This window comes from Roseateles noduli (genome assembly GCF_050626985.1).
Classification (GTDB): Bacteria; Pseudomonadota; Gammaproteobacteria; order Burkholderiales; family Burkholderiaceae_C; genus Roseateles; species Roseateles noduli_A.
On record NZ_CP192463.1, the window covers coordinates 2,004,075 to 2,022,320 of the forward strand.

Sequence of the window (18,246 nt, forward strand, 5' to 3'; positions counted from 1 at the left end):
GGCGCGTCGTCAGGACGTCCAGAGCCACGGATCCACAACGTGGACCCCAGTCGTCTCGAAATGCTTGATGTTGCGAGTCGACACGGTCATGCGATTGGCCTTTGCAATCGCTGCAATGGCACCATCGTCAAACTTCACCGGTCGTCCTTTTGCCTTTCCAAGCCCAACGATCTTGCCGAACTCTCGTGCGGCACTTTCATCGAACGGCAGGATACGACCCTCGAAGAGCGGAAGCAGCTCGCGCTCAATGAGACGCTGCAGCCCTGAGCGGCGATTCCCCTTGGGCAAGACCTCCACGCCCGCGAACAACTCGGCCACGGTGATGGTGGAAATATGAAGATCCCAGGGATCCTGAGCGTTCAACCACCCCAACACCGCCGCGCTTGGCCGCGGCTTGAGCGGTTCAGACACGACATTGGTGTCAAGCAGGATCATTCGAACTCAGCCGGCGTCACTTTCGTCGTGCGCCGTGGAAGCTTCAAACCGGGTTGCCCCATCCGCTGACCGATGCGCGCCAGCGCCGTGCCCAGCCCTTCCGCGGGAGCTGCCGCATCCTCCAGGATCTGGCGAATCTCAGCCTCAGTGCTTCGTCCATGACGCGCAGCACGACGCTTGAGCGCCTCATGGGCGACATCCGAAAGATTCCTGATCGTCACCGCTGCCATTGATATCACTCCGATGAGAGATTGCTATCAAGTCTAGCCTCAATCAGACTCGTCCCCCACAAGACCCCTTCCCGGACGCCTTGCGAACGGCAGAATCAACCCCCTGTTACTTGACCCCTGCGTCAGCGTCGTCACAATGGGCCGGATTCGCGGAGGCGAGGGAGCGTATTGCAGTCAAGGCAGTCCACATGCAGCAACGCTCGTTTTCAGACAAGCACCCCCACATCCCCACCCCGACCCAACCGGCCACGATCGATACCGAAACCCAGGCGAAGCAGCTCCAGCTGCTGGATGGATCCGCGCGTCTGCGCGTCGCCGAGCAGAGAGCGCGCGAACATCGCTCCACGCCCTTGATCGACAAGGCCGCGCTGCCGCTCGGCGCCACGCCGAAGTACGGCATGAAACCGACGGGCGCGACGCGACCCAAGCCGCCCTACCGGCGGGCGATCTTTTCCGTGGTGGCCCTGCTGGCGGTGATCGGCGGCGCGGCCGTCACGTGGCTGCGGTAGCGGACGCGGTCGAGGACGCCGCGGGCGTCAAGGGCGTCAAGGGCGTCAAGGGCGTCGCGAGCCCTGCCGCCCCGCCGGACCCGCCAGACCCGGCGGGTGAGCCGCGCCCGATCAGCACGCTCACGGTCGTCTGTTCCCAGCCGGCCTGCTCCCACAGCGCCGACAGGCCCGGCTGCCGGTCCGCCAGCAGCGTGCGGATGAGGGGCTCGGCGATCGTCGAGGACGGATCGCAGAGCAGCACCAGGCGCTGCGCGCCCTCCTCTTCCAGGCGCCCGATCCAGTCCAGTTTCTGCAGGTGCTGGATCACGGGCTCCAGTTGCAGCGGGTCGACCGACAGGCGCTGCGACAGGCCGAGCATCGACAGGCCGGACTCCCCGCCGGCGCGCGCCGCGTCGAGCTCGCCGATCACGTCCAGCGCCAGCGCCATCTGCATGCCGGGCTTGTTGGCGCGCACGCTGACGCCGCCGGCCAGGGCCGGCGCGTTGGCCGCCAGGATCGCACCGAGCAGCACGATCGACCAGCCGACGTAGATCCAGATCAGGAAGATCGGCACCGCCGCGAACGCGCCGTAGAGCGTCGAATAGGTCGGCACCTGCTTCACGTACCAGGCCAGCGCCAGCTTGGCCAGGTGGAAGGCCACGGCGACGAAGGCCGCGCCGGTCAAGGCGTGGCGCCAGCGCACGTCGGTGTTGGGCACGTAGTGGAAGAGCCCCGCGATGGCGGCCCAGAGCACCAGCAGGTCCACGCTGTTGAGCAGCACCACCAGCCCGCGCGGCAGGTTGTCGACGAGGTCGCGGCCGGCCGAGACCAGCAGGCTGGTGACCGTCAGGCTGCCGCCCAGCAGCAGCGGGCCCAGCGTCAGCGCCGCCCAGTACACGAGCACGCGCTGCGCGATCGGCCGCGGCCGCTGCACGCGCCAGATCTGGTTGAGCGTGCGGTCGATGGTCAGCATCAGCGACAGCGCCGTCACCGCCAGCACGATCAGGCCGACAACGCCGAGCCGGTTCGCCTTCGCCGCGAACTGCGTCAGCGACATCAGCACCGGGCGCGCGATGTTGTCGGGGATCAGCGACTTGAGGAAGTACTTCTCCAGTGCGGACTGGAAGCTGGAGAACATCGGGAAGGCGGTGAACAGCGCCAGCGCGACGGTCAGCAGCGGCACCAGCGAGATCAGCGTCGTGAAGGTCAGGCTGCCGGCCGTGAGGCCCAGGCGTTCCTCGCGGAAACGCTGCACGAACAGGCGCAGCGTGCGCGCATACGGCCACGTCAACAGCTCCCGTCCGAGCTCCCGGATTCCCTCGCGCCAGCTCTGCGTCTGCGCCTGAACTTCACTGATCATGCTGGCTATGATGCCAGCCATGTCAAGCCTCGATGCCGCCCCTTCGATGAGCGCCGCGCCCGCCTCGCCGACGTCCCGCTCGGCCCCGACCGCGCGCGAACGCGGCAGCCGGCAGCTCGCGTTCTTCGCCACGCTGGCGCTGGCGCTGGTGTGCCTGGCGTGGGAGCTCTGGCTCGCGCCGACCGGGCGCGGCACGCTCGCGATCAAGGCGCTGCCGCTGCTGCTGCCGCTGCCCGGCCTGTGGCGTTATCGCATGTACACCTATCGCTGGCTCAGCCTGATGATCTGGCTCTACGTGACCGAAGGGCTGGTGCGCGGCACGTCCGAGGGCGGCCTCGGCATGGCGCTCGCGTGGGTCGAGGTCGTGTTGTCGGTGACGATCTTCGTCGCCTGCGCCGCGCAGATCCGGCAGCGGCTGGCTGAGGCGCGGCTGGCTGAAGCCCAGCCGGATGCCGCCGGGGCCGGCGACGCATCGAGACAGGACGCCGCCGCGAAGGACAGCGCGAAGGACGCTGCATGAGTGCCGCCCTGATCGATGCGCTGCGCGCGGCGCTGGGCGAGGCGCACGTCCTGCTGCCGGCGGAGCACGATCTCTCCGGCTACGAACGCGACTGGCGCAAGCGCTATGTGGGGCGTGCGCTCGCGGTGGTGAGACCGGCGGACACGGCGCAGGTCGCCGCGGTCGTGACGCTCGCCCGCGAGCACGGCGTGGCGCTGGTGCCGCAAGGCGGCAACACCGGACTCGTCGGTGGCGGCGTTCCCGACGACTCGGGCGCGCAACTTCTGCTGAGCCTGCAGCGTCTGAACCGTGTCCGCCAGATCGATCCGTCCAACCTGACGATGACCGTCGAGGCCGGCTGCGTGCTGCAGAACGTGCAGCAGGCGGCGCGCGACGCGGGCTGGCTGTTCCCGCTGAGCCTCGCTGCCGAGGGCAGTTGCACCATCGGCGGCAACCTCGCGACCAACGCCGGCGGCACGCAGGTCCTGCGCTACGGCAACGCGCGCGATCTGTGCCTGGGCCTGGAGGTCGTGACCGCCGACGGCACGGTCTGGGACGGGCTGTCCGGGCTGCGCAAGGACAACACCGGCTACGACCTGCGCGACCTGTTCATCGGTTCGGAAGGCACGCTGGGCGTGATCACCGCGGCGACGCTGAAGCTGCATCCGCTGCCGCGCGCGCGGATGACGGCGCTGGCCGCCTGCGACACGCTGGGCGACGCCGTGACGCTGCTGGATCTGGCGCGATCGCGCTGCGGCGCGGCGCTGACCGGTTTCGAGGTCATGAACGCGCTGTCGCTGGCGCTGGTCGGCAAGCATTTCCCGCAGCTGACGCAGCCGCTCGGTCCGCGACCGTGGACGGTGCTGCTGGAGCTGTCGGACAGCGAAGGCGAGGACCACGCCCGCACGCAGTTCGAGGGCCTGCTCGAGGAAGCCCTGGAGCGCGGCGCGATCGACGACGCGGCGGTGGCCGAGAGCCTGTCGCAGAGCCAGGCGATGTGGCACCTGCGCGAGTCCATCCCGCTGGCGCAGAGCGAGGAAGGCCTGAACATCAAGCATGACATCGCGCTGCCGGTGTCGCGCATCCCGGCCTTCGTCGAGCGCTGCGACGCGCAGCTGGCGGAGCATTTCCCAGGCTCGCGGCTGGTGGACTTCGGCCACTTGGGCGACGGCAACCTGCACTACAACGTCCAGGCGCCGGAAGGCGTCGCGCCCGCCGACTTCCTGCGCGAGCACGAGGCCGGGGTCAACGCGCTCGTCTACGACCAGGTGTCGGCGCACGGCGGGTCCATCTCCGCCGAACACGGCATCGGGCAGCTCAAGCGCGAGGAACTGGCGCAACGCAAGAGCCCGGTGGCGATGCAGCTGATGCGGCAGATCAAGCAGGCGCTGGATCCGCGCGGCCTGCTCAATCCGGGTCGGGTGGTCTGAGCAGCGGACCCGCCAGTGCAAACGCCCGATGCACGGCATCGGGCGTCCTTGATCGGCGAGGGTCGACGATCAGGATCGGTCAGCGGCCCCAGGGCACGTCAAGACCTGGCACCTCGCACCGGCGCACCGCCGGTCGCGACGAATCACGGCGTGCGAACAGGGCTGATCTTGCGGATCAGGTTGTTGTCTCGATCCGCCACATAGACGTTCCCGTCGCTGTCCACGGCCACGCCTTGCGGGTAATTGAATGACGAATTGGCGCCAGTGCCGTTGACCGAACCGCTTGCCCCGGAGCCCGCCAGCGTCGTGACATCGCCCGCCGGAGTGATCCTTCGGATCAGGTTGTTGAATGAATCCGTCACATAGACGTTCCCACCCCGGTCCACGGCCACGCCAAATGGATAGTTGAATGCGGCATTAAGGCCATTGCCGTTGGCGGCGCCCGCTTGCCCCGAACCCGCCAGCGTCGTGACATCGCCTGCCGGCGTGATCTTGCGGATCAGGTGGTTAGTCGTATCCGCTACATAGACGTTCCCGACACTGTCCACGCACACGTCCCGCGGCAGCGTGAACCTGGCCAACACGCCAAAGCCGTTGTCCGCGCCCTGCGTTCCGGAGCCTGCCAGCCTCGTGACATCGCCTGCAGGTGTGATCTTGCGGATCAGGTTGTTGTTCGTATCCGCCACGTAGACGTTCCCGCTACCGTCCACGGCCACGCCAATCGGATTGAAGAAGCTCGCAGCGGCGCCATTGCCATCGGTCGCGCCACTTGCCCACGAGCCTGCCAAGGTCGTGACATCGCCTGCGGGTGTGATCTTGCGGATCGAGTGGTTGTTCGTATCCGCCACATAGACGTTCCCGTTGCCGTCGACGGCAACGCCTGATGCACCGCTGAAAGTTGCATTGACACCATTGCCGTCGGCCGAACCCGTCGTCGCCGAGCCCGCCAGCGTCGTGACGTCGCCTGCGGATGTGATCTTGCGGATCTTTCGGATGTCCCCCACATAGACGACTCCCTGACGGTCCACGGTGACGCCTTCTGGCTGAGAGAACTGTGCATTGACGCCATTGCCATCGGCGGAACCATTCGCCCCTGAGCCCGCAAACGTCGTGACGTTCGCCTGCGCTGCGGTGCACACGACGGTCACGTTGCTCACCGGGGAGGTCGCGCTGCCGCTGCCGTTGGTGACGGCGCAGTTCTGCCACAGCGGTTGCGCCTTGACAGTGACGGCATAGGTTGCGCCATTGGCGATCGGCGTTGCGAAGCTGAAGGCGCCGTTGGCTTGCACGCGCAGGTCTTCGCTACCGTTCTTGCTCAGAATCAGGTCATTGCCAGCATCCAGACCCATCACGTTTCCGCCAATGGGGCGGGCTGGATCCGGAACCGGCGTGGTCGGCGTCGTCGGTGTCGTCGGTGTCGTCGGTGTCGTCGGTGTCGTCGGCGTCGTCGGTGTCGTCGGTGTCGTCGGTGTCGTCGGTGTCGTCGGCGTCGTCGGTGTTGTCGGCGTCGTCGGCGTCGTCGGCGTCGTCGGTGTCGTCGGCGTGGTCGGTGTCGTCGGCGTCGTCGGAGTCGTCGGAGTCGTCGGATCGGTGCCCACGGGAGGAGACGCCGGATCAACAGGCTCGCCGCCGCCGCCGCAAGCCGCCAAGCTCACCGATAGACAGATCGACACCGCCGCTTTCACGGTATTCAGTGCCGCTCGCCGCGGCGCCTTGACTTGAATCGAATGCATCGCGTTGCTCCAAAGTTGCTAGGAGCTGCCTAAGTCTCACTGGCGCACAGAGAGTTCGCGAGACGGACGTCTTAGTCGTCAAAACTGAACAGGGAAAGTGTGAGAACTTCGACACCGCCACCCCGCAGGCACAATCCATGCGCTTTCGCGCCCGCCTGTCCTCGATGCCCCTTCCGACGCCCCCGCCCCCTTCACGACTGATCCGTCTTCATCTGCTCGGGCTGGCCGCCGGTCATGCGCTGACCGTGCTGCTGACGCCTGCCGCGCACGCGCAGTCCGCGACGCCGTCCGAGCAGCCCCTCGCGCACCTGCAGCACACGACCTGGACGCTGAAAGACGGCATGGCGGGTCCGGTGATGGCGATCGCGCAGACCACCGACGGCTACCTGTGGCTGGGCAACGGGACCGGACTGTTCCGCTTCGATGGCGTGCGCTTCGAGCGCTTCGACGCCCTCGCCGGTGAATCGCTGCCGAGCCGGCAGGTGCTGTCGCTCTTCGCGACGAAAGACAACGCGCTGTGGGTCGGCCTGCTCGACGGCGGCGCCGCGCTGGTGCGCCAGGGCCGCGTCCTGCACGTCGATCCGGCCGGCGGGCATTTCTCGTACTCGACGCGCGCCTTCGCCGCCGAACGCGACGGCACGCTCTGGGTCGCCACCGGTCGCGCGCTGCTGAAGCGCCAGCGCGACGCCTGGATCCCCGTCGGACCGGAATCCGGCTACGTCGACGCCAGCGGCCATCCCCCGCCGACGCTCAACGTCGCCGTGGACGGCAGCAACAACGTCTGGGTGGTCACCGACCGCGCCGTCTTCGTGAAGCCGGCGGGCGCCGTGCGCTTCAGCGTCGTCGATGTGCCGGCGCTCGGCCAGTCGCAGCTCGTGATCGGCGGCGGCCGCGCCTGGGCCAACGACATGTCGCCCGCCGTCCGGGGTCTGCGGCCTCTGCCGCTGCCCGGCGAGTCGACCGACGCCGCCGCGCCACCGGTCGCCGTGCCGAAGAGCTTCTTCATGCCCGCGTTCGACCGCAGCGGCAAGCTCTGGTTCGGCGCGAAGGACGGGCTCAATCGTCTGGCGATCGAGGGCGCGGCGGCCTCCGCGCCGGGGTCGCATCAGTACCTGGGCACCGACAAGGGCCTGTCCGGCGAACTCGTGACGCGCGTCTTCCAGGACCGCGACGGCGCGATCTGGGTCGGCACCAACGGCGGGCTGGACCGCTTCCGCGGCGCGGCGGTCGACCGCGTCGAGCTGCCCGACCGCAGCGCCAGCATCGCGATGACGGCCGATGCGCAGGGGCGCGTCTGGATCGCGTCCGGAAATTCCATCCAACGCCTGGACCCCGGTCAATCGACGCCGGAGAAGATCCCGACCGATCCTCGGATGGAAACCTTCACCGCCGTGTTCGTCGACAGCCGCCAGCGGCTCTGGGTCGGCGGCCGCACCGGGCTGTGGCGGCAGGAAGGGACCGGCTTCGTCCAGGTGCCCACGCCCGACGGGCAGCCGTGGACCGTCCCGGTCTTCGAGATCACCGAGGACACGAGCGGCGCGCTCTGGTTCAACGCGCATCGCTACGGATTGATGCGCTACGCCGATGGGCGCGTCACGAGGCTGTCCGGCAGCGAGGGGTTCCCGCTCAAGGGGCCCGACGCCATCGGCACGGACGATCGCGGCCGCGTCTGGATCGGCTACAACGACGGCAGCGTGCTGCGGCACGAGGCCGGCAAGACGACGGCGCTGTCGTCGGCCGACGGCTTGAAGGTCGGCGCGATCAAGGTCATCGCGCGGCAAGGATCTCACCTGTGGATCGGCGGCGAACGCGGCGTGCAACTCGCGTCCGAGGCCGGCATGCCGATGCTGCGCCTGAAGGACCCCGAAGCGCTGGACGGCGTCTCCGGCATCGTCGAGACACCCGATGGCGAGCTGTGGCTCAACGGCGCGAACGGAATCACGCGGCTGAGCGCCGATGACGTCCGCCGCGCGTTGATCGCGTCCGGCGACGGCGCCCGTCCGTCGGGACGCCGCTTCGATCTGATCGACGGACTCTCCGGCCGCGCCGAGCAGTCGTGGCCGCTGCGCACGGCCGCGCGCACACCGGATGGCGTGCTCTGGTTCTCGCTCAGCAATGGCGTGGTCCGCATCGATCCGGCCCGTCTGCCCCAAGGCGAGCCGGCCCCGCCGCCGGTCGAGGTGCAACGGCTCTTCGTGCACGGCGAGCCCGTGCCGGTCGGCAACAGCGGCAGCAGCGCCGACGGCAGCAGCGACGGGAGCGACGGGCACGGTGGCAACGGCCCGCAACGCCTGGCCGCCGGCACGCGGGACCTGGAGATCGCCTACACCGCCATCAGCCTTGCCCAGCCCGAACGCACGCGCTTCCGATATCGCCTGATCGGCCAGGACCGGGACTGGCAGGAGGCGGGCACGCGGCGCCGCGCGTTCTACACCAACCTCGGGCCTGGGGCCTACGACTTCCGCGTCGAGGCCTCGCAGGACGGCGGCCCGTGGAGCGCCGCGCCCGCGTCGCTGCGCTTCGAGATCGCGCCGACCCTGACCCAGAACGCATGGTTCCGCGCGGCGGCGGTGCTCGCGGGCTTCGGCGCGCTGGGGGGTCTGGCTGCGCTGCGCGGGCGTCAACGCCGTCTGCATGAACAGGATCGCCTCGCCGCCCGAGTGCAGGAGCGTGAGCGCATCGCGCGCGACCTGCACGACACGCTGCTGCAAGGCGTCTACGGCTTGATCCTGCGCTTCGAGGCCATCGCGCGCCGGCTGCCCGGCACGGAGCGCGCGGCCATGGAACGCGTGCTGACCGACGCCGATGCGCTGCTGGTCGAGGGCCGCGACCGGGTCACCGACCTGCGCCTGCCGCCGCCCGACGCCAATCTGCTCGAGCACACGCTGGAGGCGCTGGGGCGCGAGCTCTCGCACACGCACGGCGCCGCCTTCGCGCTGACGGTCGAGGGCACGCCGAGGCCCTTGGCGCCTGCGCTGTCCGCGTCGATCTGCCTGATCGCGCGCGAAGCGATCTTCAACGCGTTCCAGCACGCCCAGGCCGAGCGCATCGAGGTCACGCTCCGGTTCGACGACGCCAGCTTCGCGCTGTTCGTGCGGGACGACGGCGTCGGCGTGCCGGACGAGGTGCAGGACCGCGGCGGCCGGCCCGGCCACTGGGGCCTGTCCGGCATGCGGGAACGCGCGGAACTCGCCGGCATCGTCTACCGCCTCACGTCCCACGTCGGCGTGGGCACGGAGGTCGAGCTGCGCGCGGCCGCCGCGCAGGCATACGCCGCGTCCGGCGATGCCGCGTCGCGCGCGTCCGGCGACGCCTGGTGGCGGCGGCTGCGGCGCGGCTGAGCGGCTGAGCGGCTGAGCGGCTAAGCGGCTGAGCAGCTGAGCAGCTGAGCAGCTGGAAACGGAAAGGGCGCCTGGTCGAGGCGCCCTTCCCTTCACCGTCCGGTGATGCCGGCGCGTGGCGCCGACGTTCGTCGGTGGATCGACGATCAGTCGTCCATCAGTCCTCGATCAATCGTCGCCCGCACCCAGCACGGCCTCGTGGTGCGCGACGGGGCGACCGCGGTTGATCAGCCCGGCGATCAGCCACCACACGAAGATCAGCGTGGTGAGGAAACCGACGATCACCGCCAGCTCCACCAGCCGGTTGATCGCCATCGCGCCCACCTTGCCCCAGCCGTCGGCCGCCTTCGCCACGCGGGCGCGCTGCTTGTCGCGGAACATCTCGATGCTGTCGTAGAAGCTCGGCACCATCAGCAGCGTCAGGAAGGTCGACGTGATCGTGCCGCCGATGATCGCCACCGCCATCGGGCGGTAGAACTCGCCGCCTTCGCCGATGCCCACCGCCACCGGCAGCATGCCGGCGATCAGCGCGAAGGTCGTCATCAGGATCGGACGGAAGCGCTTGCGGCCCGCGTGCATCAGCGCCTCCTCGCGCGGCACGCCGGCGGCCTCCTCCTGGCGCGCCGCGTCCAGCAGCAGGATCGCGTTCTTCGCCACCAGACCGGCCAGCATGATGATCCCGATGAAGCTCATCAGGTTCAGCGTGCCCTTGGTCAGCAGCAACGCCACCACCACGCCGATCAGCGACAGCGGCAACGACAGCATCACGCCCATCGGCGCCGTGAAGCTGCCGAACTGCATCACCAGGATCAGGTACATCAGGCCGATGCCCGAGAACAGCGCGATGGCCATCGCGCTGAAGACCTCCTGCTGGTCCTTGGCCGCGCCCGCCAGCTCGATGCCGTAGCCGGGCGGGAAATTGATCGCCTTGGCCAGCTTCAGCGCGTCGCTGGTGACCTCGCCGGGCGAACGGCCGTGCGCGTTGGCCGACACCGCGATCATCCGCTTGCCGTCCGCGTGCTGGATCTTGGCCGGGCCCTTGCCCATCGTCACCGTCGCGATCTGCTCCAGCGGCACCATCACGCCGGCGCCGGTGACGGCGATCGGCAGGCGCTCGATGTTGCTGGCGTCGACGCGGTCCTCCGGCGCCAGCCGCACCGCCACGTCGCGCGTCTCGCTGCTCGGGTCGATCCAGTCGCCGACTTCCACGCCGGCGAAGGCCACCCGCAAGGAGTTGGCCGCATCGCCCACCGAGATCCCCAGCGTGTTGGCCAGGCCGCGGTTGAGCTCGATCTGCAGCTCGTTCTGCGGATCCTGCTCCGACAGGCCCACGTCCACCGCGCCCGGCACGCGGCGCAGCTTTTCCATGTAGTCGGTCGTGATCTCCATCAGCTTGCGCGAGTCCGCGCCGGAGAAACGGATCTGCACCGGCTTCTGCGCGCCGTTGTTCAGGTCGTCGAGCACGACGTACTCCGCCCCGACCAGCCGCGCCACCCGCGTGCGCAGGTCGGCGGCGATCTCCGCCGCGCTGCGCTTGCGCTGGGTGCTCTTGCCCAGGTCCACGTAGATGCGGCCGCCGCTGGCGTTGACGCTCTCATTGGTGGCCACCGTCTCGGGCATCTCGCGCGCCAGCGCGGACGCGGCACCCATCTTCAGCCGCGCGTACTCGAGGCTGGACGAGGCCGGCGTCCGGACCTCGATGGCGATGGTCCCGGAATCCGACGCCGGCAGGAAGCTCGTGCCGCCCAGCGTGACCTGCAGGAAGATCGCGAGGGCGAAGCTCAGGACCGCGAACACCGCCATCCAGCGGCGGTGATGCAGCGCCCAGGCGATCACGTGACCGTAGCCGTCGGCCTGGCGGTCGAACCACTCGTTGAACGCCTGCAGCTTCTTGGAGATGCCGGTCTTGGGCGCTTCGTGATGCCCCGGGGGATCGCCCCAGAACGCCGACAGCATCGGGTCCAGCGTGAACGAGATGAACAGCGACACCAGCACCGAGGCGACCACCGTCAGCCCGAACGGCCGGAACCATTCGCCCGACACGCCCGGCATGAAGGCCACCGGGATGAACACGGCCACGATGGAGAAGGTCGTCGCCGCGACGGCCAGGCCGATCTCCGCGGTGCCCTTCAGCGCGGCGGTGCGGCGGTCGGCGCCGCGCTCCATGTGGCGCACGATGTTCTCGCGCACCACGATCGCATCGTCGATCAGCACCCCGATCGCCAGCGACAGGCCCAGCAGGCTCATGAAGTTCAGCGTGAAGCCGCACAGCCAGACCGCGATGAAGGCCGCGATCACCGAGGTCGGCAGCGACAGCGCCGTGATCATCGTCGAGCGCCAGGAGTTCAGGAACACATAGACGACGAAGATCGTCAGGCCCGCGCCGAACACCAGCGCGTGGATCACGTTGTTCAGGCTGTCCTGCGCGTCCTGCCCGCCGTCCTGCACGACCTCGAGCTTGGTGCCCTTGGGCAGCGTCTTGTCGATCTCCTCGACCAGCTTGCGGACCTCCTTGGCCACGCTCACCGTCGAGGCGTCGCGCGAGCGCGTGACCATGATGCCGACGTTCGGATGACCGTTGCGCACCGACAGGCTGGTCTGCTCCGCGAAGCCGTCCTGCACCGTGGCCACCTGGCCCAGGCGGATCAGCTCGCTGCCGGAGCGCTTGACGACGATCTGGTTGAAGTCGGCCGGCGACTCGATGCGGCCCAGCAGCCGGATGCTCTGGTCCTCCAGTTGTCCGCGCACCTTGCCCACCGGCGCCGTCGTGTTCTGCATGCGCAGCGCGTTGACGACCTCGGTCACGGAGACGTTGAACTCGCGCAGCTTCTGCGCGTTCAGCAGTACCGACAACTCACGCTTGAGCGAGCCGTTCACCGTCACCGTCGCCGCGCCGGGGATGGCGCGGAAGCGGTCGGCGAACTGGTCCTCCGCCATCCGCGAGATCTCGGCATGCGACTGGCTGCTGGACGACAGCGCCAGCTGCATGATCGGCTGCGCCGACGGGTCGACGCGCTGCAGCACCGGCTCGCGCATTTCCGTCGGCAGCTTGTGGCGGACCGCGGCGATCGCGTTGCGGACCTCGTCGGCCGCCTCGATCATGTTCTTGTCGAAGTTGAAGAACAGCAGCAGCTGGGCCGATCCTTCGCCCGAGGTCGAGCGGACCTCGTTGACGCCGGAGATGCTCTGCAGCGACTTCTCGATGCGGTTGACGATCTCGCGCTCGGAGGTCTCCGGCGACGCGCCCGGATAGCTGATGCTGACCACCAGCAGCGGCAGGTCGACATCGGGCCGCTCGTTGACGCGCAGCTTGGACAGGGCCAGCAGGCCCAGGGCCATCAAGCCGATGATGATCACGATCATCGCGATCGGCTTCTTGACCGAGAAATTGGAGAGGAACATGGTTCAGGCTCCTGTGCGCATCACTGGGCCGACGCGGCCGAAGCCACCGGCAGCACCGGCAGCGGCGCGGCGGTGGCGCCCGACGTGGTCGATCCCGCGGCGGGGGCGCCGCCCGGGTTCGTCATGCCGGTCGCCGTCGTGGCGGTCCCGCTGGCGGAGACGGCCGTCCTGCCCAGCTCGACGCGCTGCCCGTCGAGCAGCGTGCTGGTCGGGCTGCGCAGGATGCGATCACCGGGCTTCACCCCGCTCGTGACCACGTACAGGCCCTGGCGGTCGTCCCGCGCGCCCAGGTTCACCGGGGTCTTCGCGACCTTGCCGCCCTCCACGCGCCAGACGAAGGACTTGTCGCCCTCCCGCACCAGCGCGCTGTCGGCCACCATCAACGCCGAGACGCTGTTGGTCTGCACGCGGCCTTCGGCGTAGAGGCCGGCCACGCCGGGCTGCTGCGCGCCGGCGAAGTCGACCAGCACCTCGACCTGACGGGTGTTGGCGTTGGCGGCCTGGGCGATGCGGCGCACCTTGCCCTGGAAGTCCACCTGCGGATAACCGTTGACGCGGAAGTAGACCGTCTGCGCCAGCTTGAGCTCGGACATCCGGTCGGCGGAGACCAGGCCCTCGAAGCGCATCGACGCCGGGTCCATCACCTTGATCAGTTCCTTGCCGATCTGCGCCGAGTCGCCCGGCGAGACCTTGCGGTCGCTGACGACGCCGTCGAACGGCGCGCGCACCTCGGTGCGCTGCTGCTGCTGGCGCGCCGTGGCCACGCGGGCGCGGGCGGCGACCAGGTCGCTCTGCGCGTTGTTGCGGCGGATCTCTGCGTCTTCCATCGCCTGGATGGAACTCATGCCCTGCGCCTGCAGCGTCTTCAGGCGCTGATATTGGCGCTCGGCCTGCTCGAAGCTCTGCGAGGACGCACGGGCGGACTCGTCGGCGGACTGGACCGTGTCGCGGATGGCCGTGTCGTCCAGGCGCACCAGCAGGTCGCCGCGCTTCACGCGCTCGCCGTTCTCCTTGTAGACCTGCAGCACGATGGCCTGCAGCTCGGCGCGCAGGTCGGCACGGCGTTCCGGCTGGATCGAGCCGGTGATCACCGGGCCGCTGGCATAGGCGCTCACGCCCAGGGTCTGGACGTCCTCGGGCGAGACCAGCAGGCTCGGCGCGCTGGCTGCCTCGGCCGCGGGCGACGCCTTCTTGTCGGGAGAGGACTTGCCGCAACCGGCGAGCAGGGACGCAACGACAAGGGCAATCAGCGACAGACGCAGCATGAAGCGGGCTCCGGGGAACGTGGCAGTTGGCGTAAAGAGTTGTCCTTCGTGCGAAAGCCGCAAAAAGGCGCGCTAGCTTAACTTCAATGACCCTGCATGCAGGTGGTCACGCCTTGCAGTTCATCCCAGGGAAACAGCGCTTCGTCGCGCCGACGCCCGCGGGTCCGCCACTGCCGGTTTGGTTACGTGGCGTTTCATCCCGCTCCGCACCACTCAGACCCGTCAACGCCAGCGCACGCCCCACTTTGGAGCCGAGTGTTTGCCTCGCGTCAACACCGGACGGTGAATTGCGCACACCGTTGCCGATGGCTCACCGTACACCCCACGATCTCGGGGGAAATCCCGCTCTATTGCTGAATGTTAAGAAATAGACTCCAAACGTTATTTATCTCTTTTGCCGATTCGACGTCATGCGCGCACTTTCCATCGTCCATGTGGTCTTCTCGTCCCGCATCGCCGGCGGCGAGCATCATTGCGTCGACCTGGCCAACGCCCAGGCCGCGCTGGGCCACACGGTCCACGTGATCGGGCCGGCGGGATCCGCGGTGCGTCACGCGCTGGACCAGCGCGTGAGCTACCACGGCCTGCACCTGCCCTTGCTGCGTGGCGCGCGCGTGCGCCGCCTGGCTGCGAAGCTGGGCGCGGACGTGGTCCACGGCCACCTCGGCCCCGCCTGCAAGGCGGTGGCGGCGGCCAGACACAGCGCGCGGGTCGGCACGCTGCATGTCGGGTACAAGACGCATCACCATGCGCGGATGGACGCGCTGGTGTGCGTCAATTCGGCGCAGGTCGGTCACCTGAAGGCATTCGACGGCATGCATCGCGTCATCTACAACTGGGCCCCGGAACGCGCGCCCGGCTCCTGCGCCGCGAAGGCGCCGTCGGGCTCGCTGCGCCTGGAACTCGGCATCCCCGCCGCCGCGCCGGTGATCGGCTGTGTCGGCAGGCTGCACGCGGCCAAGGGCATGCACACGCTGATCCAGGCCTTCCAGCAGCACGCGCCGGCGAATGCCCACCTGGTGCTGATCGGCGAAGGCCCGCAGCGCGCGGAGCTCGAGGCGCTGCGCGGCGACGACAAGCGCATCCACCTGCTCGGATTCCGCTGGAACGTCGACGAGCTGCTCGGCGAGATGGACCTGTACGTGTCCTCGTCGCGCGAGGAGCAGTTCCCGCTGGCCATCCTCGAAGCCATGCGCGCCCGTCTGCCGATCGTGGCGACCGCCACGCTGGGCGCGCGCGAGATGCTGGACCCGGCGCAATCGGCCATCGTGGCGATCGACGACGCGCCGGCGATGGGCCAGGCGATCGCCGCCGCGCTCGCGCAACGGCAGCGCGACCACCGTCGCCCGATCGACTACGACATGCAGCGCTACGACCGCTCGACCGCCGTGCGGGCCACGCTGGGGCTCTACCACGACGTGCTGGCGCGCCAGGGCGCCCGGGAGAACCAGGAGAACCAGCAGAAGGACCTGACCGGCCTGAGCGTGGAAGACGTTCGTGGTTAAGCGTCCGAAGTCGGACTTCTGGACCGTCGGCGTCGTTCCCGAACGCATCGATCTGCTCAGCCCGGCGCGCCTGCGCGAATTGCGCGACCAGATCGTCTGGATGCCCGAGGCCGGCGACTGGCGCTATTACGCCGATCCCTTCGCCTTGCGCGACGGCGACGCGCTGCATGTGTTCGTCGAGAACTTCGATTACCGCACCAAGCGCGCCGACCTGCAGCGTCTCACGCTGGATCTGAGCAACGGCGCCTGGAGCGCGCCCAAGCCGGTGCTGCAGACGCCCTTCCACCTGTCCTACCCGTTCGTGTTCGAACACGAGGGGCAGGTGTGGATGGTCCCCGAATCGAGCCAGGCCGAGGAAGTGGCGCTCTACCGCGCGGTGGACGGCACCGAGCGCTGGGAACGGTGGGAGCGGGTCTGCGCGTTGCTGCCGGGCGTGCGCGCGGTCGACGCCTCGCTGCTGCGGCACGACGGCGTCTGGTGGATGTTCTATGCGGTCATCGGCCCGGACAAGCGTGACCAGCGCGAGCTGCACGTCGCCCATGCCGAGTCGCTGCAAGGCCCGTGGACCCCGCATCGCGCGAATCCGGTGAGGTGCGCGCATGACGGCGCGCGGCCCGCCGGCACGCCCTTCGTAGGCGCGGACGGTCTTGTGACGCTGCCGGTCCAGGACAGCCGCAACGGCTACGGCGGGGCGACGCGCTGGGTGCGCTTCAACCGTCTGACGCCGGACGCCGTCGAGGTCCAGGCGCTGCCGGCGACCTTCACCGGCGACCTCGCGCATCGCGACTTCGCCAGCGGCCTGCACACGATGTCCGCCTGCGGCGACGTCACGCTGATCGACGTGAAGCGCATCGACCGCTCCCGCCATCGCCAGTGGCTGGACTGGAAGCGCCGCGTGCGGCGCTGGTTCGGCAAGCGCTGACGCGTCGCATCGGCGCGGCGTTGCGCGGCCCTCCTCCTCTGCCTCTGCGGCAACTGGGAAAGGGCGCCGTCGCGCGTCAGACGCGTGCAGCCCGCGAATCGTCGTCGTGAGGATGATCCATCGACGGCGCGATGTCCTCCAGCGGCTTGCGCTCCGCGTCGACGCCGAAGCGCAGCGCGAGCAGCCCCGCCACGATCACCAGCGCGGCGCCGATGCCGTAGCCGTTCGCGACGTTGCCGCGGTCGCCGCTCTCCACCAGCCATCCGAACAGCAGCGGTGCGACGAAGCCGCCCGCGCCGGTGCCCACGGCGTAGAAGATCGCAATGGCCATCGCGCGCATCTCGAGCGGGAAGACCTCGCTGACCGTGAGATAGGCGGAGCTGGCCGCCGCTGACGCGAAGAAGAACACCGCCGACCAGCACAACGCCTGAGAGCGCGCATCGAGCATGTCCGCGACGAAGGCGATGCCGGTGGCCGCGAGGCCCACGCCGGCCAGTCCGTAGGTCAGCGCGATCATGCGGCGGCGGCCGACCCGGTCGAAGAGCGGTCCCAGCAACAACGGACCCAGCACGTTGCCGAGCGCGAACGGAAAGATGTAGAGCGCCACCCGATGGTCGGCGACGCCGTAGAAGCGCGTGAGCACCAGCGCGTAGCTGAAGAAGATCGCGTTGTAGAAAAAGGCCTGCGCCAGCATCAGCGACAAGGCCACGCCGCTGCGGACGCGGTAGCGGCGCAGCAGCACCTGCAGCACCTCGCGCATCGTGGGCACGGCGCGGCGGTGCTCGCTCCGATCCGCCGGCAGCGGCGGCAGCGGCGGCAGCGGCCCGTGCTGGGCGGCGACCTCGGCCTCGATGGCGTCGATGATCCGACCGGCCTCCTCGCCCCGGCCATGGCGCAGCAGCCAGCGCGGGCTCTCGGGCACGTGGCGGCGCACCAGCACCATGCCGACCGCCAGCAGCGCGCCCATCGCGAAGCCCACGCGCCAGCCCTGCACCGGGCCGAGCACGTCCGGATGCAACAGCAGCAGGCTGGAGGAGGCGCCCAGCGCCGCGCCGATCCAGAAGCTGCCGTTGATGGCGAGGTTCACCCGGCCGCGCACGCGGGCGGGCACGAGCTCGTCGATCGCGGAGTTGATGGCGGCGTACTCGCCGCCGATGCCCAGGCCGGTGACGAAGCGGCACAGCGCGAAGAAAGTGAAGTCGGTGGAGAACGCCGTCGCCAGCGTGGCCACGGCGTAGATGGCGAGCGTCGCGAGGAACAGCCGCTTGCGGCCGAGCCGGTCCGACATCCGGCCGAAGACCAGTGCGCCGACGATCGCGCCGGCGAGGTACAGCGAGCCGGACCAGCCGACCTGGACCGCGCTCAGGCCAAGGGTGTCAGGTCTTTCCAGCACGGCGCCGACGGAGCCGACCAGGGTGACTTCAAGCCCGTCGAGCACCCACGCCACACCCAGCGCGAGCACCACGCGCCAGTGCCAGCGCGACCAGGGCAGCCGGTCAAGCCGGCGTGCGATATCAAGGGAGGGGGTCATCGACGCCAGATGCGGCAATCGGCGTTCCAAACCGGAGCCGCCGCTCCTGACCGCCCCAATCAGCGGAAGCGCCGCGACCCTCAGTCAGCGCATGCCAGCGAGGCC

14 protein-coding genes are annotated in these 18,246 nt (G+C 69.2%); 7 read left to right on the plus strand and 7 right to left on the minus strand.

Annotated elements, in window-relative coordinates:
- Positions 1–9: 9 nt before the first annotated feature.
- Both ACQ4L4_RS08715 and ACQ4L4_RS08720 read right to left on the minus strand, forming a co-directional pair.
- Positions 10–435 (minus strand): type II toxin-antitoxin system VapC family toxin, encoded by a 426-nt coding sequence (locus tag ACQ4L4_RS08715; RefSeq protein ID WP_377154823.1) that lies wholly within the window; start codon positions 433–435, stop codon positions 10–12.
- Positions 432–665: a FitA-like ribbon-helix-helix domain-containing protein gene (locus tag ACQ4L4_RS08720; protein WP_377154822.1), complete on the minus strand. Its 234-nt coding sequence runs from the start codon at positions 663–665 to the stop codon at positions 432–434. Before ACQ4L4_RS08720 ends, ACQ4L4_RS08715 begins: the two co-directional genes overlap by 4 nt.
- 188 nt (positions 666–853) lie before the next feature.
- Between ACQ4L4_RS08720 and ACQ4L4_RS08725 the strand changes: the two genes are divergently transcribed.
- Positions 854–1,174, plus strand: coding sequence for a hypothetical protein (locus ACQ4L4_RS08725; RefSeq protein ID WP_377154821.1), 321 nt, complete (start codon positions 854–856; stop codon positions 1,172–1,174).
- On the opposite strand, the gene ACQ4L4_RS08730 is transcribed toward ACQ4L4_RS08725, so the two are convergent.
- Entirely contained in the window at positions 1,158–2,513 is a 1,356-nt protein-coding gene (locus ACQ4L4_RS08730; RefSeq protein ID WP_431103854.1) for a YihY family inner membrane protein, read from the minus strand. The genes ACQ4L4_RS08725 and ACQ4L4_RS08730 overlap by 17 nt on opposite strands.
- Positions 2,514–2,532: 19 nt before the next feature.
- On the opposite strand from ACQ4L4_RS08730, the gene ACQ4L4_RS08735 reads away from it, so the two are divergent.
- Together ACQ4L4_RS08735 and ACQ4L4_RS08740 are read left to right on the plus strand one after the other, a co-directional pair.
- Complete coding sequence (locus tag ACQ4L4_RS08735; protein WP_431103855.1) at positions 2,533–3,033, plus strand: DUF2069 domain-containing protein; 501 nt, start codon at positions 2,533–2,535, stop codon at positions 3,031–3,033.
- A complete protein-coding gene (locus ACQ4L4_RS08740; protein WP_431103856.1) occupies positions 3,030–4,442 on the plus strand; it encodes an FAD-binding oxidoreductase in 1,413 nt (470 codons plus the stop codon). Before ACQ4L4_RS08735 ends, ACQ4L4_RS08740 begins: the two co-directional genes overlap by 4 nt.
- Before the next feature lie 143 nt (positions 4,443–4,585).
- On the opposite strand, the gene ACQ4L4_RS08745 is transcribed toward ACQ4L4_RS08740, so the two are convergent.
- Positions 4,586–5,791, minus strand: a complete 1,206-nt coding sequence (locus ACQ4L4_RS08745; protein ID WP_431103857.1) for an NHL repeat-containing protein — start codon at positions 5,789–5,791, stop codon at positions 4,586–4,588.
- Between the two features lie 40 nt (positions 5,792–5,831).
- Between ACQ4L4_RS08745 and ACQ4L4_RS08750 the strand changes: the two genes are divergently transcribed.
- Together ACQ4L4_RS08750 and ACQ4L4_RS08755 are read left to right on the plus strand one after the other, a co-directional pair.
- Entirely contained in the window at positions 5,832–6,164 is a 333-nt protein-coding gene (locus tag ACQ4L4_RS08750) for a hypothetical protein (RefSeq protein ID WP_431103858.1), read from the plus strand.
- Positions 6,165–6,312: 148 nt separating this feature from the next.
- Complete coding sequence (locus tag ACQ4L4_RS08755; RefSeq protein WP_431103859.1) at positions 6,313–9,516, plus strand: two-component regulator propeller domain-containing protein; 3,204 nt, start codon at positions 6,313–6,315, stop codon at positions 9,514–9,516.
- Between the two features lie 168 nt (positions 9,517–9,684).
- Here the strand turns inward: ACQ4L4_RS08755 and ACQ4L4_RS08760 are convergent, their stop codons facing one another.
- Together ACQ4L4_RS08760 and ACQ4L4_RS08765 are read right to left on the minus strand one after the other, a co-directional pair.
- Positions 9,685–12,918 (minus strand): efflux RND transporter permease subunit, encoded by a 3,234-nt coding sequence (locus tag ACQ4L4_RS08760; RefSeq protein WP_431103860.1) that lies wholly within the window; start codon positions 12,916–12,918, stop codon positions 9,685–9,687.
- A 20-nt stretch (positions 12,919–12,938) separates the two neighbouring features.
- Entirely contained in the window at positions 12,939–14,183 is a 1,245-nt protein-coding gene (locus tag ACQ4L4_RS08765) for an efflux RND transporter periplasmic adaptor subunit (protein ID WP_431103861.1), read from the minus strand.
- 410 nt (positions 14,184–14,593) lie between these two features.
- Between ACQ4L4_RS08765 and ACQ4L4_RS08770 the strand changes: the two genes are divergently transcribed.
- Together ACQ4L4_RS08770 and ACQ4L4_RS08775 are read left to right on the plus strand one after the other, a co-directional pair.
- Positions 14,594–15,688 carry a glycosyltransferase gene (locus tag ACQ4L4_RS08770; protein WP_431103862.1) on the plus strand — a complete coding sequence of 365 codons (1,095 nt, stop codon included), beginning with the start codon at positions 14,594–14,596 and terminating at the stop codon, positions 15,686–15,688.
- A complete protein-coding gene (locus tag ACQ4L4_RS08775) occupies positions 15,681–16,610 on the plus strand; it encodes a glucosamine inositolphosphorylceramide transferase family protein (RefSeq protein WP_431103863.1) in 930 nt (309 codons plus the stop codon). The genes ACQ4L4_RS08770 and ACQ4L4_RS08775 overlap by 8 nt, the downstream gene beginning before the upstream one ends.
- A gap of 76 nt (positions 16,611–16,686) precedes the next feature.
- Here the strand turns inward: ACQ4L4_RS08775 and ACQ4L4_RS08780 are convergent, their stop codons facing one another.
- Positions 16,687–18,141 carry an MFS transporter gene (locus ACQ4L4_RS08780; RefSeq protein WP_431103864.1) on the minus strand — a complete coding sequence of 485 codons (1,455 nt, stop codon included), beginning with the start codon at positions 18,139–18,141 and terminating at the stop codon, positions 16,687–16,689.
- Positions 18,142–18,246: the final 105 nt, after the last annotated feature.